Origin of the sequence: Streptomyces incarnatus, assembly GCF_001027185.1 — a bacterium.
GTDB lineage: Bacteria > Actinomycetota > Actinomycetes > Streptomycetales > Streptomycetaceae > Streptomyces > Streptomyces puniciscabiei.
The window spans coordinates 1,753,303-1,773,611 of record NZ_CP011497.1; the positions used below are offsets into that span (position 1 = coordinate 1,753,303).

Consider the following 20,309-nt stretch of genomic DNA (forward strand, 5'->3'; position numbering starts at 1 on the left):
TCGGGGAGGGCAACGTGGCGCATCCCGCCATGTCTGGTGACGGAACGACCGCCGGTGACGATCCGCTCCAGACCGCGGTATGGCGGTTGCGCTCGCGGGCCTGCTGGGCGGACGCGGCGGCCCTGCTGCCGCGGGACACCGCCGGCGCGACGCTGCAGCGGGCCGCGCTGCTGGTCGAACGGTGTCTGTACACCGAGCGGGGCTGGGCGGAGGCGGAGGACGCCCTGCGGACGGCGGAGGCGCTCGCGCACACCGACGAGGAGCGGGGGGCGGCCGCCTGCGAGCGCGGCCAACTCGCCTACACCGCGACGCTGCACGGGGTCCGGGACCGCGCGGACGAGGCGCGGGCCGCGCTGGGGCGCGCGGCGGCGCTGATCCCGCCGGCGGCGCCGGGGCGGGCCCTGCTCGACTTCCGCCGGGGCCTGATCGCGGAGAACCTGACCCGGGCCCCGCAGGCGGCGCGCGCGGCATACCGCCGGGCCCACGCGGGTGCCGCGGCCCACGCCGACCCGCTGCTGCTGTCCTTCACCTGGCGGCATCTCGCCGGACTCGCCCTGCGGGACGGGGAGTTGACCGAGGCCCGGCACGGCTTCGCGGAATCCCTGCGGATCCGGGAGGAGTTGGGGTACCTGGTGGGTACGGCGCCCGCGCTGGCCTCCCTGGCCGACGCGGAGTCCGAGCCGGAGGCCTCACGGCTGCGGGAGGAGGCGCGCAGGCTGTTCCGGCTGCTCGGGGGTGTACCGACGTGGCTGGCACGGCAGTTGTCCCCGCCGGCACCGGGGGTTGCCACGGCTTAGCGGCGGGTGCGGCGCAGGGGCGGGTGGGTGCGGTCTCGTTGCCGGGTGCGGGTGAGTGGTGGGCTGGTCGCGCCCACGCGGCGGAGCCGCATATCGATACAGCCCAGCGCCCCTTCGGGACGCTACCCACCGCCGCAGCCTGCGGGCAGTCGTGCCGCTGGGGCGGCACGGGTGGGCGCAGGCGGCACCTCACAGCGAGCAGCGCCCCGAACCAGGCCCGGCTACAGCACCGGGCGACTCCTCAGCCCACCCCACCGAAGTGTTCCGACACCAACCCCCGCACCGCATCCACGTCCCCCGCGATCAACCCGTCCAGCAGAGCCACGTGCTGGGCGGCGTCCGCGACCAGGTACGCCCGGCCCCGCCGGACCGGTGGCCACTGGGACCGGCGATGGAGATCGGCCGCGACGGCGACCAGCTGCTCGTTGCCCGACAGGGCGAGCAGGGCGCGGTGGAAGGCGCGGTCGGACTCGGCGTACGCCGCCGGGCACCCGGCCGCCGCCGCACGCACCGTCGCCTCCGCGAGCGGACGCAGAGCGGCCCACCGCTCACCCGGCACGGTCCCGGCGAGCCGCAGCAACACCGGCACCTCGATGAGCGCCCGCACCTCCGCCAGCTCGGCCAGTTCCCGCGCCCCCCGCTCGACCACCCGGAACCCGCGGTTGGGCACGACCTCGACGGCGCCCTCCAGGGCGAGCTGCTGCATGGCCTCCCGCACGGGCGTGGCGGAGACCCCGAACCGCTCACCGAGCACCGGCGCCGAGTAGACCTCGCCCGGCTTCAGCTCGCCGGTCACCAGCGCCGTACGCAGCGCGTCCAGGATCTGCCCGCGCACCGAGGAGCGCTGCACGGCCGGCCGCGGTCCGGGGATCGGCCGCTCACTGTGCGTGTGCTCGCCCCGCGCGGCGGGCACCGCGGTGTCCCGCTCGCGGAAGCCGTCGGGGGCGTCCGCGGCGCGCGGCTGCGCGGGCACCCGGGCGCCGACGGAGCCCTGCGTGCTCTGCTTCACGGATCCCTCCTGGCGGCTTGTCGGCACTTGGGTCATTAACGGTGGGTTGTCACTGGTCCGTCAAGCACCATAGGCGCCGGAGCGGGCCGTGCAAATTCACCGAAGATCATATAAGGGTAGGTTTACCTCATTTGACCATGTCCGAGCACGGCTTCGCGTCCACTACGATCATCCGCGTTCACGGCTTTCTCACGGGCCACGGGAACTTTCCGCGGAACCACCGGTACGGGTAGTCTTATTCGAACTCAACTCCCGCCCCTCAAGCGGCAGTTCGAGCAGAACGCCGTCCTGGGCATCCCCTTGCACTTCCTTGGCGGCCTCTTGCCCCGAAACCCCCTGAGGGCCCTCGGGAGTGGGCCACTATGGCGGGCGTTACGCCCTATCCCAATGCAAGGGACCCCTGATGAGACTGACCGACATATCGCTGAACTGGCTGCTTCCGGGCGCCGTACTGCTCCTGGGAATGCTGGCGGCGGTGGCGGTGCTCGCGCGCGGCAAGCGCTCCTCCGGGGAGAACGCGAGCGCGGACGACTCCTGGGAGCGCAGCGAGGAGCGCCGCAGACGCAAGGAGGCCATCTACGGCACCGCCTCCTACGTGCTCCTGTTCTGCTGTGCGGCGGTCGCCGCCGCCCTGTCCTTCCACGGCCTCGTCGGCTTCGGCGAACAGAACCTGGGGCTGACCGACGGCTGGCAGTACCTGGTGCCGTTCGGCCTGGACGGCGCGGCGATGTTCTGCTCCGTCCTCGCGGTGCGCGAGGCCAGCCACGGTGACGCGGCCCTCGGCTCACGGATCCTCGTGTGGCTGTTCGCCGCGGCGGCGGCCTGGTTCAACTGGGTGCACGCGCCCCGGGGCGCCGGCCACGCGGGCGCGCCGCAGTTCTTCTCCGGTATGTCGCTGTCGGCGGCCGTCCTGTTCGACCGGGCGCTGAAGCAGACCCGCCGGGCCGCGCTGCGCGAGCAGGGCCTCGTGCCGCGTCCGCTGCCGCAGATCCGTATCGTGCGCTGGCTGCGCGCCCCCCGCGAGACCTACCGGGCCTGGTCGCTGATGCTCCTGGAAGGCGTGCGCAGCCTGGACGAGGCGGTCGAGGAGGTCCGCGAGGACAACCGGCAGAAGGAGCAGGCCCGGCAGCGCCGGCGCGAGCAGCAGCGCATCGAGCGCGCCCAGCTGAAGGCCATCAGCCGGGGCCACCGCGGCTTCGTCAGCCGGGGCGGACGGCAGGTCGAGGTGGAGGTGCAGGCCGTGGAACGCGGCCCCGCCCAGGCGACCGCGGAGCCTGCCATATCGACCCCGGAACAGCTGCCCGTACGCGCCCGCCCCTCCCTGCAGCCCGTCCGCAGCGGGTCCGCTGAGCAGGTGACCGTCGACCTCACCGCCGAGGACGACACCATGGCCCTGCCGCGCCTGGACTCCCTGGAGCGCAAGCTGAAGGACCTGGAGCAGCAGTTCGGCTAGGACCGCCGCCCGGCGCGGTCCGGCCGGGACCACCGCTGATGACGGGCCGGGGGCGTGACCGCACGGGTCACGCCCCCGGCCCGTCCCCGTCTCCGCAACTCCCCGGGGGTGCGCGGCTGTACCGGCGACGACGCGCCCGCACCCGACGACCCGGTCTCCCCGAGGAGCGGTCACGCCGCCTCGGCGCCCAGTTCGAACCACACCGACTTGCCCACCCCGTGCGGCCGCACGCCCCAGGCGTCCGCGAGGGACTGCACCAGCACCAGACCCCGCCCATGGGTGTCGTCGTCCGAGTCCGGGCCTCTCGGTTCCGGTCTGCGGGCCAGGAAGTCCCGTACCTCCACGCGCAGTCCGCCCGGCTCCACGACCGCCGTGAGGACCGCGTCGTCGTCGGTGTGGACGAGCGCGTTGGTGACCAGTTCGCTGGTGAGCAGCTCGGCGATCTCCGAGCGCCCCGGCTTCCCCCAGTGCCGCAGCAGTTCGCGCAGCTCCCGGCGGGCCTCGGGCACCGCCTTGAGATCCGCCCGCCCCAGCCTGCGCCGGAGCCGGTGCGCGTGTTCCGCGATGGTGCCGGGCTCTTCCCCCGCCGTCTCCCCCGTCGTCGCCGAGGAGCCCCCGACGACCGCGGGACCGCCCCCTCGTGCCTGACTCTTCATGACCCCCGCCCGCACGCCGCCGGACCCTGCCCCTCCTGGTCGAACACGTTCACGGAGGATGCTTGCCCAGCACGCACACAGGCAGTCATCACGCACGCCCGAAGACCGGCGGTTCGGCCACGGCCGTACGGCGTCCGGGCCGGCCACCGGACCGTGCCGCACCCGGCCGGCCGGCTCCCCGCAGGGCCCTGGGCGCCACGGATGCCCCGGGACGGCGGGGCAGATGCGCCCGGCACCGGCCGTCGGCACGCCGTCACGCGCCGTGAAACTGGCCGAAATCCGCTCCCCGGTTCCGGGCTTTCTCAAGGGCGCGGCACATTGCGGAGGTTGGAGCGGGCCATCTGGAGCATGCGGCCGACGCCGCCGTCCAGCACGATCCTGGAGGCGGACAGCGCGAAACCGGTGACCATCTCGGCGCTGATCTTCGGCGGGATGGACAGGGCGTTGGGATCGGTGACGACGTCCACCAGGGCCGGTCCCTTGTGCTTGAAGGCGTCCTTGAGCGCGCCGGCGAGCTGTTTGGGCTTCTCCACCCGGATCCCCTGGGCGCCGCAGGCGCGGGCGACGGCGGCGAAGTCGGGGTTGGTGTTGGCGGTGCCGTAGGAGGGCAGCCCGGAGACCAGCATCTCCAGCTCGACCATGCCGAGGGAGGAGTTGTTGAACAGCACGACCTTGACGGGCAGGTCGTACTGCACGAGCGTCAGGAAGTCACCCATCAGCATGGAGAACCCGTCGTCGCCGGACAGGGAGACCACCTGCCTGCGCCGGTCGGTGAACTGGGCGCCGATCGCCATGGGCAGCGCGTTCGCCATCGACCCGTGCGAGAACGAACCGATGATCCGGCGGCGGCCGTTGGGCGAGAGGTACCGGGCGGCCCACACGTTGCACATTCCGGTGTCCACGGTGAACACCGCGTCGCGGAGGCGACTTCGTCGAGGACGGCGGCCACGTACTCGGGGTGGATCGGCACGTGCTTGTCGACGTTGCGGGTGTACGCCTTGACCACGCCCTCCAGCGCGTCGGCGTGCTTGCGCAGCATCCGGTCGAGGAAGCGCCGGTCGGTCTTCTCCTTCACCCTCGGGATGAGACAGCGCAGGGTCTCGCGTACGTCGCCCCACACGGCGAGGTCGAGCCGGGAGCGGCGGCCGAGCACCTCGGGCCGTACGTCGACCTGGGCGATCCGCACGTCGTCGGGGAGGAAGGCGTTGTACGGGAAGTCGGTGCCGAGCAGGATCAGCAGGTCGCACTGGTGGGTGGCCTCGTAGGCGGCGCCGTAGCCGAGGAGCCCGCTCATACCGACGTCGAACCTGTTGTCGTACTGGATGAACTCCTTGCCCCGCAGGGCGTGCCCGACGGGTGACTTGATCTTCTCCGCGAACGCCATGACCTCGGCGTGCGCACCGGCCGTGCCGCTGCCGCAGAACAGGGTGACCTTGTCGGCCCGGTCGATCATCCCGGCGAGCGCGTCGATCTCGGCGTCGCCGGGCCGGACCGTCGGCCGGGAGGTGACGAGGGCGCTCTGCGCGGCCTTCTCCGGGGCCGGCTGGGCGGCGATGTCACCGGGCAGCGCGACCACGCTGACCCCGCTCCGCCCGACCGCGTGCTGGATCGCGGTCTGCAGCAGCCGGGGCATCTGCTTCGGGCTGGAGATCAGCTCGCTGTAGTGGCTGCACTCCTGGAAGAGCCGGTCGGGGTGGGTCTCCTGGAAGTAGCCGAGGCCGATCTCGCTCGACGGGATGTGCGAGGCCAGCGCGAGCACCGGGGCCATGGAGCGGTGCGCGTCGTACAGGCCGTTGATCAGGTGCAGGTTGCCCGGGCCGCAGGAGCCGGCGCAGGCCGCCAGCTTGCCGGTGATCTGCGCCTCGGCGCCGGCCGCGAAGGCGGCGGTCTCCTCGTGGCGCACGTGGATCCAGTCGATGGCGGCGTTGCGGCGGACGGCGTCCACCACCGGGTTGAGACTGTCCCCGACCACGCCGTAGAGACGGCGCACACCGGCGCGGACGAGGATGTCGACGAACTGCTCCGCTACGTTCTGTTTGGCCATGCACCCATGGATGCACAGGGAAAACGGTTACGCCTCCCACACGGCCGCGGCCGTACGGTCGTCGGCGTAGCCCTTCACCCGCACCTGGGCGTCGGCGAGGAACGCGGCGAGCCCGGGCGGGGTGCGGCCGGACCAGCGGCGGGCCAGGTAGGCGCAGAGGGCGGCCTCGCCGCGCAGCGGATCGGCCAGGCCGGCGGTGCACATCACCAGGGCATCACCCGGGCGGGCTACCGAGGTGCGGAAGCGGAACGGCTCGCGGGGCGGCTCGGGCGCCGGCTCGTACGGGCTCGGCGGGGTCGGGATGCCGAAGTCCATGGTGAGCCGGTCGCCCTCGGGGGTCTCCGGCGGGGGCGAGCCGAAGCCGACCACGGGTGCTCCGGCGGTGCCCTCGGCCGTGACCTTCGGCTCGATGTCCTGCCACGCGCCGTCCCGCAGCCGGAACAGGCCGCCGTCGCCGACGCCGAAGAACACGCGGGTACGGCAGTCGGGGTCGGCGGGCAGCAGCAGACAGCGCAGGCTCGCCGTGTACTGCTCCGGGTCGACGCCCTGTTCGGCGGCGCTCGCGCGGAGCTTGCCGAGGCTGCGGTCGGTCAGCCGGTGCAGGCCCGACTTCAGGTCGCCGCGCCGGGCCGCCCGGATGTCCTCCACGAGCCGGTGATGACTGCGGCCCACGGCCCGCCCGATCCACCGGCACGCCTCCGACGCCGCCAGGTGCGCGACCGGGGTGCCCCGCACCCCGGTCGCCATCGCGACGAGCACCAGCGCCTGCCGCCCCGTCCCGAACCGGGCGGTGAGCAGCGAGTCCCGGCGCGGCTCGCCCCGGAACCGCGCCGAGTCCCCGCGCATCGACACCGCCCGCAGCGTGCACGCCCCGTACCGGGCCCCGTCCAGCACCGTGTCCGCGCCCAACTCCCCCAGCCCGTCCGGATCGGCGTCCGGCAGCGCGGTCGGCTCCGGGTCGTAGGTGGGCGGCCCGGAACCGACGTAGTCGACGGCGGAGGGGGCCGGGGGCGAGGGGGACACGGAGGGCGCGGGCGCCGGGTCCGGGGCCGGGGCCGGGGCCGGAACCGACGCTGAGCCGGTGGCGGCGGGGGTGGGCAGACCACGCGGCTCAGCGGACGGGGGCGAGGGGGGTGTGGGCGGGTCCTGTGGGGGGCGGCTGGTGGGTGGTTCGGTGGGTGTGGTGGGGGACGCGGGTGCCTGCGCGTCCTGTGTGGGGCCTTCGGGCGGGGGCGTCGGCAGGGTGTGCGCCGGGTGATTGGGGGTCGGCGGCGCCGACGGCGTCGGCGAGGTGGGGGCGGCGGGTGATGGTGGGGCGGTGGATTCCGGTGGTGTCGTGGACGGTTCCGGGGGCCTGCCGGTCGAGGGCAGGGACGACGGGGGCTCCCACGGGGACCGTGGGCGGGGCGGCGTGCCGGTCGCGGTGTCGGGAGCCGCAGGCTGAGCGGCCGGTGTCACCGGTGGCGGTTGGACCGGCGGCGCGGACGGCGGGTCCTGGGCCGTGCGTTGCGTCGGCACCGCGGCGCCCCGCCACTCCGATCCCCCGGCACCTTCGGCACCGCCGGCGCCCCCGGCACCGAGGACGGCCCCGCTCCCCCGTGCCGAGCCCGTGTCGTCTCGCGGCGCGCCCCCGGCACCCGGCGCCCGGTCACTCGTCGGCGCCGGCACCGGCCGGCCCGTGACCGTGCGCTTCGCGGAGGCGAAGCGGTCGTCCAGGGAATCGGGCGCTGCCGTGGGGCCCGTGTCCTCGGTGGAGTCGTCGTACAGCTGTCCCCACCAGTCGTCCTCAGGACGGGCGGGCCTTCCCCCCTGCTGGCTCATGCCCCTGATTGTCCACCGCACGGGGCGTATGAAAACGGAGCATGGGGAAAATCCGGCGCACCCGGCCGTTCGAAGGGCGTGTCGGGTGACGGAGTGAACAGCCGTACGAGAGAGGGCAGATGGCCGCCGGACGGCCCCACCCCCCACGGGAGGACCGCCCGGCGACGTCCCAAGTGGCCCGGCCCCGAATCCCCTTCGCGTGGCTCGCACACGTCCGGGCCCGGGCCACGAACCTGACGACCGGGCCGTGACAGGGCACCGGTCGGATGGCCGGATTGTGGCTTGGTTTCCTGGGACCGGGCTGTGAATCGAGCGCACGGCCCGCGTCCCGCGGTGCTGCCACCTTGGCAGACCCGCCTCCGGTACGGCGATGATGTTCCGCGGCGGGTTTGCGCCGTGGCCGGTTTCCGCCAGGCCGGGCCCGCCGTCGTGTTCCCGGGCCTGGGGTCCAGGTCCGTTCCAGGGGAGGGACGTGGGCCGATGCTGGCGGCGATAGGGCTGGACGACAGGCACGAGGCGGCGTACCGGGCGCTGGTGTCGGTGGGCGCGGCCGAGGTGACCGATCTGGCGCGGCACCTGCGGCTGTCCGAGCCGGACGCCGAGCGGGCGCTGCGCCGGCTGGAGCGGCAGGGGCTCGCCGCCCAGTCCCCGGCACGGCCGGGCCGCTGGGTGGCGGCCCCGCCGGGGGTGGCGCTGGGCGCGCTGCTCACCCAGCAGCGGCACGAGCTGGAGAAGGCGGAGCTGGCGGCGGCACTGCTCGCCGAGGAGTACCGGGCGGCGGCGGCCGAGCCCGCGGTGCACGACCTGGTGGAGGTGGTGACCGGTGCCTCGGCGGTGGCCCAGCGCTTCCTGCAGCTGCAGCTGGGCGCGGCCGAGGAGGTGTGCGCGCTGGTGACGGGCAATCCGGTGGTCGTGTCCGGGCTGGAGAACGAGGCCGAGGCACAGGCGGCCGGGCGCGGGGTGCGCTACCGGGTGGTGGTGGAGCGCGCGGTGCTGGAACTGCCGCACGGAATGACCGAGTTGACGGCCGCGCTCGCCCGGGACGAGCGGGTGCGGGCGGTGGACCGGGTGCCGACGAAGCTGGTGATCGCCGACCGTGCGCTCGCGATGGTGCCGCTGACCTCGCGCACGGCGGAGCCGGCCGCGCTGGTGGTGCACGCCAGCGGGCTGCTGGAACTGCTGGCCGGGCTGTTCGAGTCGGTGTGGCGGGAGGCGCTGCCGCTGCGGCTGGGGGCGTCGGGGGTGGTGGAGGACGAACCCGACGGCCCGGACGCCACCGATCTGGAGGTGCTGTCGCTGCTGCTGGCCGGGCTGACCGACGCGAGCGTGGCCAAGCAGCTCGACCTGGGGCTCAGGACCGTGCAGCGCCGGGTGCGGCGGCTGATGGAGGTGGCCGGGGTGTCGACCCGGCTGCAGCTGGGCTGGCACGCGTACGAACGGGGCTGGGTCGCGCGCTCCTAGTGCCCCGGCCCCGCCCGGCGCCCGCCTGCCTTCTCCGGCACTCTGGGCAGATGGGAGTGTGGGAACTCCTGCTGGTCGGGGTGGTCGTCACGCTCGGCCTGTGCGGAGTGCTGGTGCCCGGGGTGCCGGGGTCGTGGCTGGTGTGGGCCGCGGTGCTGTGGTGGGCGCTGACGGATCCGCACCCCCTGGCCTGGGCCGTGCTGGTGGGGGCCGGCGCGGTGCTGCTGCTGTCGCTGGCGGTCCGCTCGGCGCTCCCCCCGCGCCGGCTCCGCCAGAGCGGCGCCACCCCGCGGATGCGGCTGTACGCGGGCGCCGGGGCGTTCCTCGGTTTCGTCCTGCTGCCGGTGCTGGGCGCCCTGCCGGGCTTCGTGGCCGGCATCTACCTCCACGAGCGCCTGCGCCTGGGCCGGCACGGCGAGGCGGTGGCCGCCCTCCGGACCACGATGCGCTCGGGCGGCTCCAGCGTCCTCGCGGAACTGTTCGCCTGCCTGCTGATCGCGGGGGCGTGGCTGGGAGCGGTGCTGTGGGGGTGAGCCATCGCGTCACGGAGCGGAGCCGGAAAAAGTGGCGGGCACACCCCGTCACACACCCCCGCCGCTCAGCCCCGTCACACACCGCCGCCACTCGCCCCCGCCTCCCGTCCCCCGTCACCGCACCCTGCCGAGGGCGTCGCGCACCGTCTCCGCCACTGCCGCCATCCCGGTGTCGTTGAAGTGCAGGTGGTCCCCGGGGTCGTAGGCGGGGAGGAGGCGGGTGGGGTCGGCCGGGTCGCGGAGGGCGGCGTCGGCGTCGGCGACCGCGTCGAAGGCGCCGGCGGCGCGGATGAAGGCGTTCACCCGCTGCCGTACCGCCTCGCGGGCGTCCGTGTAGGCGGGAAAGCCCCGGTACGGGGTGAGGGTGACGCCGACGACCCGGATGCCCCGGGCGTGGGCGCGGGCGACGAGGGCGCGGTAGGCCTCGGCGTAGGCGGTGACGTCGTCCGCCGCCGGTGTGCCCTTGATGTCGTTGATGCCCTCCAGGACGACCAGGACCCGTACCCCGGCCCGGTCCAGGGCGTCGGCGTCCAGGCGGGCGAGGGCGCTCGGGCCGGTGCCGTCGCGTAGCAAACGGTTACCGGAGATTCCGGCGTTGAGGACACCCAGCCGGTAGGCGCGGAGCTGTTCGGCGAGCCGGTCGGGCCAGCGGTGGTTGGTGTCGGGGGTGGAACCGTTTCCGTCGGTGAGGGAGTCGCCGAACGCGGCGATGCTGCCCGCGGTGGTCCCGAGTACGTCGACGCCGGTGACGTAGTACCAGCGGCTGACGAGGGTGGTGTAGGCGCCGCCGTCCTCGTCGGCGGCCCGGCCCGCACCCACCGGGGCGACGTAGCTGGTCTGCAGGGCGGTCCGGTGGTAGGTGGCGGGTCCGCTGTCGTAAGGGGTGTACACGGTGACGAGCAGATCGGCGGCGGCCGGGACGCGCAGCGGCACCGGGTCGGTGACCGCGTCCTGACCCGGTGGGACGGTGACCGCCGGGGCGCCGTGGAAGGTGGCGGTGCGCACCGTGCCGGGCACCGCGTCCGGGCCGGCCCCCCGGCGCAGCGCGACGGTGACCGCGCCGAGCCGCAGGGGCGCGGTGCCGAAACGGTTGCCGAGCCGGATGCGCACGGCCGTACCGCCGACGCTGAGGTGCACGACGTTGCGGATCGCGGCGCCGGGCAGCGCGGAAGCGGTTCCCGACGGCGCGGTCTCCCAGCTGCCCGTCCAGGCCGGCCGTGGCGGTGCCGGCTCCGCCACGGCGGGCGCCATCGTGCCCGGCAGCATCGCCAGCACCAGCACCGTCAGGATCCGCCCGGCCCCGGCCATCTCCGCACCCGCCCTTCCCCGTTGCCCGTCGGAGCAGACCGTGCCACACGGCCGGGCCCGGCCACCGCACCCGCGACGGCGGTCCACCCGCTCGGCGCAACCGGGCGTAGGACGGCGGGCCTAGGGCGCACAGCCGATGTGTGCCGTCGGCCGACGTGCTTGGCTGCCGTCATGACCGAATTCAGCGCGGCGGAACGGGCGTATCTGGCGTCGCAGCGGCTGGGCCGCATGGCCACCGTGGACCCGCAGGGCCGGCCGCAGGCGAACCCCGTGGGCTTCCACGTCCAGGACGACGGCACGATCCTGATCGGCGGCTACGCGATGGGGACGACGAAGAAGTGGCGTAATCTCCGCCACAACCCGAAGGTGGCCCTGGTCGTGGACGACATCGCGAGCGTACGGCCCTGGCGGGTGCGCGGCGTCGACATCCGCGGCGAGGCCGAACTCCTCGTCGGACCCCACGACTTGGGCCCGCACTTCAGCGAGGAGCTGATCCGCATCCATCCCCACCGGGTGCACAGCTGGGGCCTGGAGGAGAAGCAACCGGGGTCCGACCAGAGCTAGCAGGGCGCGGGCAGGCCGCGCTCGGCGGAGTCCATGAAGTCCAGCATCAGCCGGTTGGTCCGCTCCGCGTGGTCGATCTGGGGCCCGTGGCCGGTCCGGGAGATGATCTCGGCCCTGGCACCGGGGACCAGCCGGGGCACGCGTTCGACCTGCCGGTCCGGGTGCACCAGGAGGCTGCGCCTGCCGAGCACCAGGTACAACGGCGTGCGGATGGTGGCGAGTTCGGCCTCGGTCAGGGGCTGCGGCACAGGCCTGCGGATGCGGTACGCGCGGACCCCGGCATGGACCATGGCGCGCAGTTCCGGCACGACGAGGACCGGCTGTTCCAGCCAGGCCGCGAGACGTGGCCGCAGCCGCTTCGGGGCGAAGGTGGCGAACAGGCTGACGAAGATCCACACGAAGAAGCGCAGCCCCACCTTCTCCAGGCCGCCCGGGTCGAGCAGCGTGACCGAGGCGAGGCGTCCGGGTGCGCGGTGGGCCTGGTTCAGGGCGAGCCAGCCGCCGTACGAGGAGCCGACGAGGTGCACCCGGTCCAGCCCGAGTCCGGCGAGTGTCTCGTCCAGCCACCGGGCCGCCCGTTCGGGCTCGTGGATCGGCGCGCGCTGCACACTGCGGCCCGGGTCGCCCGGGGTGTCGATCGCGTAGACGGGTCGTTCGGCGCTGAGGGCGGCCGTGTTCAGGTACCACATGGCCGAGCAGGAGCCGGCGCCGTGGACGAGCACGACAGGGGTGCGGTCGCGGGCGGCCGCATCGTCGGGGTCGTAGCGGTAGACGTGCGTGGTCCCGAACGACGTCTCCACGTCCTGCTCCCAGGACGCGGGCGCACCCAGCGCGTAGAGCGCGTCACAGGCCGCGAAGTAGCGCTCGCGCCAGGCGTCGCTGACGTAACGGCCGACGTCGGGCCGGGAACGGGCTGCTGTGGACTCGGGCACGGCCACCTCCAGGGCGGGCAGTCGATCTTTGTGATACGAACGTACCATAAAAATGGTACAGCTGTACCATCAAAGGGCCCATCGAAAAGCCGGAGACACGAGGCGGAGAGCCGGACGATGCCCAAGCGCGTGGATCACGCAGAGCGGCGTACCGAGATCGCGGACGGGCTCGTCCGGGCGGCCGGGCGGCTCGGGCTGCACGCGGTGGGGATGCGCGACGTGGCGGCCGAGGCCGGCGTCTCGCTCCGCCTGGTGCAGTACTACTTCGAGTCCAAGGAGAAGCTGCTCCTGTTCGGACTGCGCCACCTGGCCGGCAGGTTCGGGGAGCGGGTGACCGCGCGAGTCCGCGCCGCCGGTGCCGATCCAGGGCCGCGGGCGGTGATCGAGGCGCTGCTGACGGCCGCCCTGCCGGTCGACGAGGAGAGCCGCCTCTTCCACCACCTCTACACCTCGTACGCCGTGCTCTCCGTGACCGACGAGGCGCTCGCCGCCCAGCCGTTCATCAAGGATCCCGACGCCGCCGAGGCCACCGTGGCCGGGCTGCTCCGGCAGGCCGCCGACGCCGGGCTGCTGCGCGCCGGCGTGGACGCCCACGCGGAGGCGGTCGGCCTGCTCGCCATGTCGGCCGGGCTCGGCACCAGCGTCCTCGTGGGCCAGCGCGACGCGGAGTCCGCCACCGCCGTCCTCGGCTACCACCTGGACCGGATCTTCCAACCGCGGCCCACAGACACCGCGTAGGGCCTGGCCCGCACCACGTCCGGTCGACGCCGGGACCTAGCCGGTGAGCGCGCCCTCCAGGGTCAGGAGCCATGCCTTGCGTTCGACGCCGCCCGCGTACCCGGTCATCGATCCGTCCGCGCCGATGACCCGGTGGCACGGGCGCACGACCAGCAGGGGGTTGGCGCCGATCGCCCCGCCGACGGCGCGCACCGCCGCGCGGGAGGCGCCGATCCGCGCGGCGATCTCTCCGTAGGTGACGGTGGCGCCGTACGGCACCTCGTCCAGCGCGGTCCAGACCCGCTGCCGGAACTCGGTGCCCCGGGGGCTCAACGGCAGCCGGAATTCCTTGAGTTCACCGGCGAAGTAGGCGGCGAGCTGGTCCGCGGCGGCCCGGAACGGCCCGGCATCGTGCCGCCAGGCGTCCGGCACGCCCCGGACGCTCAGCCCGCCCTTCTGCCCGGGCACGGACAGCGACGTGAGTGCCCCCTCCGCGTCGGCGGTGAGCAGCAACCGGCCCACGGGAGCGTCGAGTTCGGTCCAGTAAACGGTTGTCATCAGTTGTTCCACTCCCCTGCCACCCGCAGATGCCGGACGGCGTACGAACGCCAGGGCCGCCACTCGTCCGGCACCTCCGCGCCGGGCGGGGCGACGTCCGGATCACCGAGGGCGCGTACGCGTACGGCGGCGACGGTGGCCGGGGCCATCCCGGGCAGCGCGAGCAACGCTTCCTGCGCTTCCTCCCGGTCGGCCCCCGGGTCCAGCCGTACGGTCCCGTCGGCGAGGGCGGCGGCCAGCGCACCCAGCGGCCCGTGCGGCTCGGCCTCGGCGAGGACGGCCGGCTCGGGGAAGAGATGGGTGAGGCTGCCGCAGGGCGCGTCGAGCACCTTGCCGTAGCGCCGCACCAGCTCCTGGGCGCCGTCCTTCCCGGCCAGGGCGCGGACGGCGGCCTCCGCGGGGTCCACGGCGCCGGGTGAGCGCAGTCCGGGCCGGGCGGCGACCAGCGGGCCGAGCCGGGGGTCGGCGCCGAGCCGCTCGTCGACGGCGTACGGGTCGGCGTCCAGGTCGAACAGGCGCCGCAGCCGCTGCACCGCGGTGGTGAGGTCCCGCGGGTCGGTGAGGTGCAGCCGCGCGTCGAGCCAGCCGCCCGGACGGGTGCCGGTACCGGGCCGCGGCGCCCCGGTCCGCTCCTCGACGGAGACGATCCCGGTGCCGTACGGCAGCCGCAGCGCGCGCCGGTAGGTACGGCCGCCCGGCGGGCCGGAAACCTCCTCGACACCGGTTACCGCCTCCGCCGCGAGCTGGTCGAAGACGGCGGCGGCCTGGTAGGGCCCGCGGTGGGCGAGCCGCAGCGGGATACCGGCGCCCGGAGCGGCCCGGCCGGCGCCCCGGCCCCGGGAGGCCCCCGGCCCGCGGCGGGGGCGGCGGCCCGCAGCTCGGTCGGCGTCGCGGCGTACACCCCCCGGACGGTGTCGTTGAACTGGCGCACGCTGGCGAACCCGGACGCGAACGCGATCTCGGTGACCGGCAGCTCGGTGGTCTGCAGCAGCACCCGCGCGGTGTGCGCCCGCTGGGCCCGGGCGAGCGCCACGGGCCCGGCGCCGAGTTCCGCGGTGAGCTGCCGCTGGACCTGCCGCGCGCTGTAGCCGAGCCGCGCGGCGAGCCCGGCGACGCCCTCGCGGTCCACGACGCCGTCGGCGATCAGCCGCATGGCCCGCCCGACGACGTCCGCCCGCACGTTCCACTCCGCCGACCCCGGCACGGCGTCCGGCCGGCACCGCCGGCAGGCCCGGAACCCGGCGCCCTGCGCGGCGGCGGCCGTCGCGAAGAACCGCACGTTGTGCCGCTTGGGCGTCACCGCCGGACAGCTGGGCCGACAGTAGATCCCGGTGGTCTGCACGGCGAAGAAAAAGACTCCGTCGAACCGCCCGTCCCTGCTCCGCACCGCCTCGTACCTGGTGTCTTCGTCCCTCACGTGTTCCAGTGTGCGGCCGCGGACGAGGGCGGGGCTGGCGGAAATCGGACACTGCGGTCGTGAACGTTGCGGGTCGCGCCGCAGGGCGGGGCTGAGGAGCTTCCGTAAAGGATTTCGCGCTTGTTCCGGCACGGACGGCCTCGCGGTGTCGACGTGGATGTCGTTCCGCTCCACCCGTGCCGAAGGAGGTGGCGCGCTCGTGAGCGCGTGGTGGCGGATGTGCACGGCCGGGTGATCCGTCGCCGCCCTCCACCGGCAGGAGACCGCGGTGCCCGTGATCGGCCGGCACCCGGATCTCGTGAGGTCCTCCTGGTGATCGGGGCGGCGGTCGACGGAGGCAGGCACCTCGCGGTCCGCGGCCGGAGTGATCCGACCACCACGACGCTGCGGGGTTGCGGTGAGCACCGGAAGCGCGCGGTTCGGTGTCAGTAGGTGTGGGCCGGCCCTCGCGCCTGCAGGGCCCAGTCGAGGACGTCGTCCGCGACGGACTCCCAGCCCTCGTGGAAGGCCGTGCCGTGGTCTCGGCCGGCGTACTCCTTGTACTCGGTGAGCGCCGTGGAGCGGCGGTAGCGGCGGTGGGTCTCGCGGACGACCGCGGCCGGAACGATGTGGTCGGCGGTCCCCCCGACCAGCAGCAGCGGTGCGCGGTCGGAGTTGTCGAACCGGACGGCGGTGGCGGCACGGCCGGCCGGGGTGAAGTTGGCGAACCCGGCCTGGAACAGGGGACGGCCCACGCCCGGCACGGACCAGCGGGCGCGCTCGGCGGCGGCCTGCTCCTCGGACACGGTGTTGGCGAAGGCGTAGCGGAACTGGCGGTCGGTCAGCTCGACGGTTCGGCGCAGGTTGGCCGGGTTGCCGAGGACGGGCCGGGCGGCGAGCAGGGTGGTCAGCGGCAGGCGCAGGACGCCCTTGGCCGGTGCGGGGTGCAGGGCCACGCCCGCGGCGCCGAGGCCGCGGTCGAGCAGAATCTGGGTGACCAGGCCGCCGAAGGAGTGGCCGATGATGACGGGCGGCTCGTCGAGGGTGCGCAGGAAGCGTTCGTAGTGGTCGGCGATCTCTGCCACGCCCAGGCCGGCGGGGGCCCGGTCGTGGTCGAGCGGCTCGTGGAGCTCGGAGATGCCGGGCCAGGCCGGGGCGTGGACGGTGTGGCCCTGGGCGGTGTAGCGGTCGATCCAGGGCTGCCAGCTGTGCGGGCTCAGCCAGAGGCCGTGGATCAGGACGAGGGACTTCGGGGACATGGTCATCACTCCTTCGAGAGACAGACTGTTCTGTCTACTTCCAGCCGAACACGCGGCAGAGACCCCTGTCAAGACAGACCTGTCTGTTACCTTGGGGGTATGGATGCCGCGACCGACCGTGCCGCGACGAAGTCGAAGCCGCGTGAGCGGCTGCTGGAGACCGCGTCGCGCCTCTTCTACGCCGAGGGGATCCAGGCCGTCGGGGTGGACCGGCTGATCGCCGAGGGCGGAGTGACCAAGGCGACGTTCTACCGGCACTTCCCCGGCAAGGACGACCTGGTCCTGGCCTACCTGCGCGGGCGCGACGCCGCCATTCGCGCGCAGTTCGCCGCCGGCACCGCCCGGGTCGGCTCTCCCCAGCAGGCCCTCGACCTGCTCGTCGCCGGGATCGCCGAGGAGACCTGCGGCGCAGGTTTCCGGGGCTGCCCGTTCATCAACGCGGCCGCGGAATACCCCGACCCGCGGCACCCCGTACGCCGGGCCGTCGAAGAGCACCGGGCCTGGTTCCGCGACGCCCTCGCGTCCCTGGCGGCCGCGTGCGGGCATCCCGACCCTTCCGCGGCCGCGGCCCTGCTGGTACTGCTGCGCGACGGCGCCATGGTCGGTGGCTATCTCGACGGACCGGCCGTCTCCGACGCGCTGGCACATGGCGTCCACGCCGTCCTGGGCCGGCCGGCCTCCGCTCACCAGGCTGAATCCGCTGCCTGACTTCCCAGGCCGGTGGATCAGCGCCCGGGCCGCACACCCATCCGGGCACGTCGGCGGGCTCCGCCGGACGCCCAGGGGCCCGGCACTGGACAGGCCGGCCGGCTTTGACGGGGCTACCTCGAGCCAACTGCCCTCCGCGGTAGCCCCGAGCAGACCATGATCCTCCGGGCGCTGCCCCAGCCGCCCTCCTACATGCGGTGCCCTCGCTTCATCTCCATCGCCGCCTTCCCCATCGCCCCCCTCCTCTTCCACTCCCGCCGAAGCTCCGCACGGACCCTGGCATCGGTCTTGGCCACGATCCACTGGTTCTCCCGCACCAGCTTGCGGTAGCTCTCCAGCCGGCGTTGCGGAAGCTCCCCGCTCTCCACGGCGGAGCGCACCGCGCAGTCCGGCTCGGTGTCGTGGGAGCAGTCGTGGAAACGGCACCGCTCGGCCAGTTCCTCGATCTCGGTGAACACCTGGCCGACCCCGCTCCCGGCGTCGTACAGGCCGACGCCCCGCAGCCCGGGTGTGTCGATGAGGACCCCGCCCGAGGGCAGGGCGAGCAGGTTGCGGGTGGTCGTGGTGTGCCGGCCCTTGCCGTCGACGTCCCGCGCCGCCCGCACGTCCATGACGTCCCGGCCGACGAGGGCGTTGGCCAGCGTGGACTTGCCCGCGCCGGACTGGCCCAGCAGCACGGACGTACCGGAGCCGACGAGCGCGACGAGGATGTCGAGCCCCTCTCCGTGCAGGGCGCTGACGGTGAGCACCGGCACGCCGGGCGCGCTGGTCTCCACGTCCTGCACGAGGTGGGCGAGGGTGACCGGGTCCGGCACCAGGTCGGCCTTGGTGAGGACGACGACGGGCTGGGCGCCGGACTCCCAGGCCAGGGCGAGGAAGCGTTCGATGCGGCCGAGGTCGAGCTCGACGGCGAGCGACACGGCGACCACGGCGTGGTCGACGTTGGCGGCGAGGATCTGTCCGTCGGACCGCTTGGAGGAGGTGGAGCGCACGAAGGCGGTGCGGCGCGGCAGGTACGCGCGGACGTACCGGGGGTCACCGTCGGGGTCGACGGCGACCCAGTCGCCCGTGCACACGACCTTCATCGGATCGCGGGGCACGACGAACTCGGTGTCGGCGCGGACGGTCCCGTCGGCGGTGACGACGTCGCACTGGCCGCGGTCGACCCGGACGACCCGGCCGGGCAGCAGCCCGTCGGCGGCGTGGGGCGCGAACGCGTCGGCCCAGGCCTCGTCCCAGCCGTAGGGAGCCAGCGCGGAGGACACTGCGGAGGTGGAAGTCAAGGGAGACCCTTCACAAGGGTGGCCCCGGGCAGGCGCGTTCGGCGCGCGGTGGGTTCAGCCGGTGGCCACGGAGGTGGACTGGACGGATTCCTGGATGCGGGCAGCGCCCATCGCAGTGACAGCCATCGGTCGACACCTCCTCGTCCCACTCGTGCGTGCGCACACCACTCGGCGTGCCCTGAAAACGTAGCCCACCCAGGGGGAGTCACGTCAAAGCATTTTCCGTACGGCGTGTTTCCGGGCGTGTTTCCGTCGGCGTGTCTCCGTACGCCGTGTCTCCGTACGACGGTTTTCCGTACGCCGCGCTCAGCCCGCCGTGCAGACCGCCCCGTTGAGCGTGAAACCGTACGGGGACCGGTTTCTGCCCTGCCAGGTGCCGATGAATCCCAGGGACAGCGTGCCGTGCGCGGCGACGGTCCTGTTGTAGTCGGCTGCGGTGGCGGTGACCCGGGAGCCGCTCTGGTGGACGGTGGCGTCCCACATCTGGCCGACCTGCTGGCCGTCGCGAAACGCCCAGGACAGGCTCCAGCCGTCGAGGGGCCGGTCGGTGGTGACGGTGACGGCGGCCTGGAAGCCGCTGGGCCACTGGTCGACCAGGTGGTAGGCGACCCGGCAGCCGGCCACGGGGGCACTGGAGCGGACGGGGCCGGGACCGGGCGCCGCCGAGGAGGTACGTCCCTGGGGCTCGGGGTCGGGCTGCTGCTTGCGGCCGGATTCGGCCCTGGTCGGCGTCGCTGAGGACGTGGTGCCGGATGCCGTCGGCGAGCCGGGCGGGGCCGTGGTCCGGGGGACGCTGGGGTCGGCGACCGGCTGCCGGTCGTCGCGGGCGGCGGCGCTGTCGTCGCCGGAGCCGCCGAACGGCATCAGCGACACGCCGAGCGCCAGCGCCGAGAGCAGCACGGCGGCGGCGAGCAGGCCACCGCGCAGGGCCCGGCTGCGGCCGGCGCCCTCCTCCGGATCTCCGGCGGCCTCGGCACCGGCGGGGCGGCCCGCGCCGAGGCGGACCTCGGCGGCGCGGCGGCGGCGTTCCAGGTAGGCGAGGCCGCCCCAGCCGATGGCCCCGCCGGCCAGCGCGGCGGGCAGCCCGCCACCGTGCAGGCGCAGGCACGCGGCGGCCTCGGCACAGCGCACGCAGGTCGCGAGGTGCCGGGAGAGGTCGTCGGGGGTGTCGGCGGCGGGCGAGCGGGTGACCGCGTCCAGCAGGCGGGCGTAGGAGCGGCACCGCGCGTCCATCGGCGTGTCGAGGTGGGCGCGGTGGCAGCGGTCCCGGAACAGGGTGCGCACCTGGTCGAGTTCGTCGGCGACGGTGGCGGGGTCCAGGCCGAGCCGGCGGGCGACGGTGGGCAGGGGCAGCGCCTCGACCTCGGCCAGCCACAGCAGTGAGGCGTCGGCCTCCTGCATGTCCCGCAGGCCGCGCAGCGCGACCGGGCGCTCCAGCGGCGGGCCGGCGTAGCGGGCGGCGTTGGAGGAGTTGAGCCACAGCCTGAGGTCGGGGTCGAGCTTGTGGCCCTGCCCGTCGGCCTCCCAGGCGGCGGCGGTGTCGCGTACGGCGGTGAGCAGCGCCGGGATCGTGGGCAGCCGGGCGGTGCGGCGGCCCGCGCCGCGCACATGGGTGCTCGCGGCGGCGCGGATCTCGCGCATGCCGAGCGTGAAGGCCTCGGTCGCCAGTTGATGGGCCGTCAGGGATCCGGAGGTGCACAGGTCGGCGTAACTGAGCACCGCGTCCCAGCCCTCCGAGAACAGCGCGGACTCGGTGGCGTCCTTGGGGGTCGGCAGGTCGGGCATGGGACTCCTGCATCCACGAGCGAGG

At 74.3% G+C, this 20,309-nt stretch carries 16 protein-coding genes and 2 pseudogenes; 7 read left to right on the forward strand and 11 right to left on the reverse strand.

The annotated features are described in order from the left end of the window. Positions 1 to 29: 29 nt before the first annotated feature. On the forward strand, positions 30 to 797 hold the full coding sequence (locus tag ABB07_RS07770; protein WP_208898024.1) for a hypothetical protein: 768 nt from the start codon (positions 30 to 32) through the stop codon (positions 795 to 797). Between the two features lie 241 nt (positions 798 to 1,038). Here the strand turns inward: ABB07_RS07770 and ABB07_RS07775 are convergent, their stop codons facing one another. Then, positions 1,039 to 1,806, reverse strand: coding sequence for a GntR family transcriptional regulator (locus ABB07_RS07775; protein WP_244189259.1), 768 nt, complete (start codon positions 1,804 to 1,806; stop codon positions 1,039 to 1,041). Between the two features lie 403 nt (positions 1,807 to 2,209). On the opposite strand from ABB07_RS07775, the gene ABB07_RS07780 reads away from it, so the two are divergent. Next, the gene (locus ABB07_RS07780) at positions 2,210 to 3,259 is read left to right on the forward strand and encodes a DUF2637 domain-containing protein (protein ID WP_208898026.1); all 1,050 of its coding nucleotides are present in this window, start codon (positions 2,210 to 2,212) and stop codon (positions 3,257 to 3,259) included. A gap of 170 nt (positions 3,260 to 3,429) precedes the next feature. On the opposite strand, the gene ABB07_RS07785 is transcribed toward ABB07_RS07780, so the two are convergent. The 3 genes and pseudogenes from ABB07_RS07785 to ABB07_RS07795 all read right to left on the reverse strand — a co-directional run bounded on the left by ABB07_RS07785 (position 3,430) and on the right by ABB07_RS07795 (position 7,780). After that, entirely contained in the window at positions 3,430 to 3,915 is a 486-nt protein-coding gene (locus ABB07_RS07785; RefSeq protein ID WP_244189260.1) for an ATP-binding protein, read from the reverse strand. A 302-nt stretch (positions 3,916 to 4,217) separates the two neighbouring features. Then, a pseudogene (locus tag ABB07_RS07790) lies at positions 4,218 to 5,959 on the reverse strand (pyruvate dehydrogenase). 27 nt (positions 5,960 to 5,986) lie between these two features. Continuing rightward, positions 5,987 to 7,780 carry a protein phosphatase 2C domain-containing protein gene (locus ABB07_RS07795; protein ID WP_208898027.1) on the reverse strand — a complete coding sequence of 598 codons (1,794 nt, stop codon included), beginning with the start codon at positions 7,778 to 7,780 and terminating at the stop codon, positions 5,987 to 5,989. A 480-nt stretch (positions 7,781 to 8,260) separates the two neighbouring features. Between ABB07_RS07795 and ABB07_RS07800 the strand changes: the two genes are divergently transcribed. Both ABB07_RS07800 and ABB07_RS07805 read left to right on the forward strand, forming a co-directional pair. Then, on the forward strand, positions 8,261 to 9,241 hold the full coding sequence (locus ABB07_RS07800; RefSeq protein ID WP_208898028.1) for a helix-turn-helix transcriptional regulator: 981 nt from the start codon (positions 8,261 to 8,263) through the stop codon (positions 9,239 to 9,241). A 50-nt stretch (positions 9,242 to 9,291) separates the two neighbouring features. Next, complete coding sequence (locus ABB07_RS07805; RefSeq protein ID WP_208898029.1) at positions 9,292 to 9,774, forward strand: DUF456 domain-containing protein; 483 nt, start codon at positions 9,292 to 9,294, stop codon at positions 9,772 to 9,774. Between the two features lie 114 nt (positions 9,775 to 9,888). Here the strand turns inward: ABB07_RS07805 and ABB07_RS07810 are convergent, their stop codons facing one another. After that, positions 9,889 to 11,082 (reverse strand): GDSL-type esterase/lipase family protein, encoded by a 1,194-nt coding sequence (locus ABB07_RS07810; protein WP_208898030.1) that lies wholly within the window; start codon positions 11,080 to 11,082, stop codon positions 9,889 to 9,891. Positions 11,083 to 11,253: 171 nt separating this feature from the next. On the opposite strand from ABB07_RS07810, the gene ABB07_RS07815 reads away from it, so the two are divergent. Next, positions 11,254 to 11,646, forward strand: a complete 393-nt coding sequence (locus ABB07_RS07815) for a PPOX class F420-dependent oxidoreductase (RefSeq protein ID WP_208898031.1) — start codon at positions 11,254 to 11,256, stop codon at positions 11,644 to 11,646. Here the strand turns inward: ABB07_RS07815 and ABB07_RS07820 are convergent. Then, complete coding sequence (locus ABB07_RS07820; protein WP_244189261.1) at positions 11,643 to 12,578, reverse strand: alpha/beta fold hydrolase; 936 nt, start codon at positions 12,576 to 12,578, stop codon at positions 11,643 to 11,645. The genes ABB07_RS07815 and ABB07_RS07820 overlap by 4 nt on opposite strands. A 117-nt stretch (positions 12,579 to 12,695) precedes the next feature. Here ABB07_RS07820 and ABB07_RS07825 point away from each other — a divergent pair, with 117 nt between their 5' ends. Further along, entirely contained in the window at positions 12,696 to 13,316 is a 621-nt protein-coding gene (locus tag ABB07_RS07825) for a TetR/AcrR family transcriptional regulator (RefSeq protein ID WP_208898033.1), read from the forward strand. A gap of 36 nt (positions 13,317 to 13,352) precedes the next feature. On the opposite strand, the gene ABB07_RS07830 is transcribed toward ABB07_RS07825, so the two are convergent. The 3 genes and pseudogenes from ABB07_RS07830 to ABB07_RS07840 all read right to left on the reverse strand — a co-directional run bounded on the left by ABB07_RS07830 (position 13,353) and on the right by ABB07_RS07840 (position 16,508). Next, positions 13,353 to 13,853 carry a methylated-DNA--[protein]-cysteine S-methyltransferase gene (locus tag ABB07_RS07830; protein WP_208898034.1) on the reverse strand — a complete coding sequence of 167 codons (501 nt, stop codon included), beginning with the start codon at positions 13,851 to 13,853 and terminating at the stop codon, positions 13,353 to 13,355. Next, a pseudogene (locus tag ABB07_RS07835) lies at positions 13,853 to 15,270 on the reverse strand (bifunctional transcriptional activator/DNA repair enzyme AdaA). The gene ABB07_RS07830 and the pseudogene ABB07_RS07835 overlap by 1 nt, the downstream one beginning before the upstream one ends. 425 nt (positions 15,271 to 15,695) lie before the next feature. Next, positions 15,696 to 16,508: an alpha/beta hydrolase gene (locus ABB07_RS07840; RefSeq protein ID WP_244189262.1), complete on the reverse strand. Its 813-nt coding sequence runs from the start codon at positions 16,506 to 16,508 to the stop codon at positions 15,696 to 15,698. Positions 16,509 to 16,607: 99 nt separating this feature from the next. Between ABB07_RS07840 and ABB07_RS07845 the strand changes: the two genes are divergently transcribed. Continuing rightward, positions 16,608 to 17,216 carry a TetR/AcrR family transcriptional regulator gene (locus ABB07_RS07845; RefSeq protein ID WP_208898036.1) on the forward strand — a complete coding sequence of 203 codons (609 nt, stop codon included), beginning with the start codon at positions 16,608 to 16,610 and terminating at the stop codon, positions 17,214 to 17,216. Between the two features lie 188 nt (positions 17,217 to 17,404). On the opposite strand, the gene rsgA is transcribed toward ABB07_RS07845, so the two are convergent. Both rsgA and ABB07_RS07855 read right to left on the reverse strand, forming a co-directional pair. Beyond that, on the reverse strand, positions 17,405 to 18,499 hold the full coding sequence (gene rsgA / locus ABB07_RS07850; protein ID WP_208898037.1) for a ribosome small subunit-dependent GTPase A: 1,095 nt from the start codon (positions 18,497 to 18,499) through the stop codon (positions 17,405 to 17,407). Between the two features lie 306 nt (positions 18,500 to 18,805). Beyond that, positions 18,806 to 20,284 carry a cellulose-binding domain-containing protein gene (locus ABB07_RS07855; protein ID WP_208898038.1) on the reverse strand — a complete coding sequence of 493 codons (1,479 nt, stop codon included), beginning with the start codon at positions 20,282 to 20,284 and terminating at the stop codon, positions 18,806 to 18,808. Positions 20,285 to 20,309: the final 25 nt, after the last annotated feature.

What these genes read in the sequence shown, in the direction of transcription:
- ABB07_RS07855 (WP_208898038.1), bottom strand. Translation starts at nt 20,284, where the DNA reads ATGCCCGACCTGCCGACCCCCAAGGACGCCACCGAGTCCGCGCTGTTC.
- ABB07_RS07840 (WP_244189262.1), bottom strand. Translation starts at nt 16,508, where the DNA reads ATGTCCCCGAAGTCCCTCGTCCTGATCCACGGCCTCTGGCTGAGCCCG.
- ABB07_RS07825 (WP_208898033.1), top strand. Translation starts at nt 12,696, where the DNA reads ATGCCCAAGCGCGTGGATCACGCAGAGCGGCGTACCGAGATCGCGGAC.
- ABB07_RS07800 (WP_208898028.1), top strand. Translation starts at nt 8,261, where the DNA reads ATGCTGGCGGCGATAGGGCTGGACGACAGGCACGAGGCGGCGTACCGG.
- ABB07_RS07805 (WP_208898029.1), top strand. Translation starts at nt 9,292, where the DNA reads ATGGGAGTGTGGGAACTCCTGCTGGTCGGGGTGGTCGTCACGCTCGGC.
- ABB07_RS07785 (WP_244189260.1), bottom strand. Translation starts at nt 3,915, where the DNA reads ATGAAGAGTCAGGCACGAGGGGGCGGTCCCGCGGTCGTCGGGGGCTCC.
- ABB07_RS07830 (WP_208898034.1), bottom strand. Translation starts at nt 13,853, where the DNA reads ATGACAACCGTTTACTGGACCGAACTCGACGCTCCCGTGGGCCGGTTG.
- ABB07_RS07770 (WP_208898024.1), top strand. Translation starts at nt 30, where the DNA reads ATGTCTGGTGACGGAACGACCGCCGGTGACGATCCGCTCCAGACCGCG.
- ABB07_RS07845 (WP_208898036.1), top strand. Translation starts at nt 16,608, where the DNA reads ATGGATGCCGCGACCGACCGTGCCGCGACGAAGTCGAAGCCGCGTGAG.
- ABB07_RS07795 (WP_208898027.1), bottom strand. Translation starts at nt 7,780, where the DNA reads ATGAGCCAGCAGGGGGGAAGGCCCGCCCGTCCTGAGGACGACTGGTGG.
- ABB07_RS07815 (WP_208898031.1), top strand. Translation starts at nt 11,254, where the DNA reads ATGACCGAATTCAGCGCGGCGGAACGGGCGTATCTGGCGTCGCAGCGG.
- ABB07_RS07810 (WP_208898030.1), bottom strand. Translation starts at nt 11,082, where the DNA reads ATGGCCGGGGCCGGGCGGATCCTGACGGTGCTGGTGCTGGCGATGCTG.
- ABB07_RS07780 (WP_208898026.1), top strand. Translation starts at nt 2,210, where the DNA reads ATGAGACTGACCGACATATCGCTGAACTGGCTGCTTCCGGGCGCCGTA.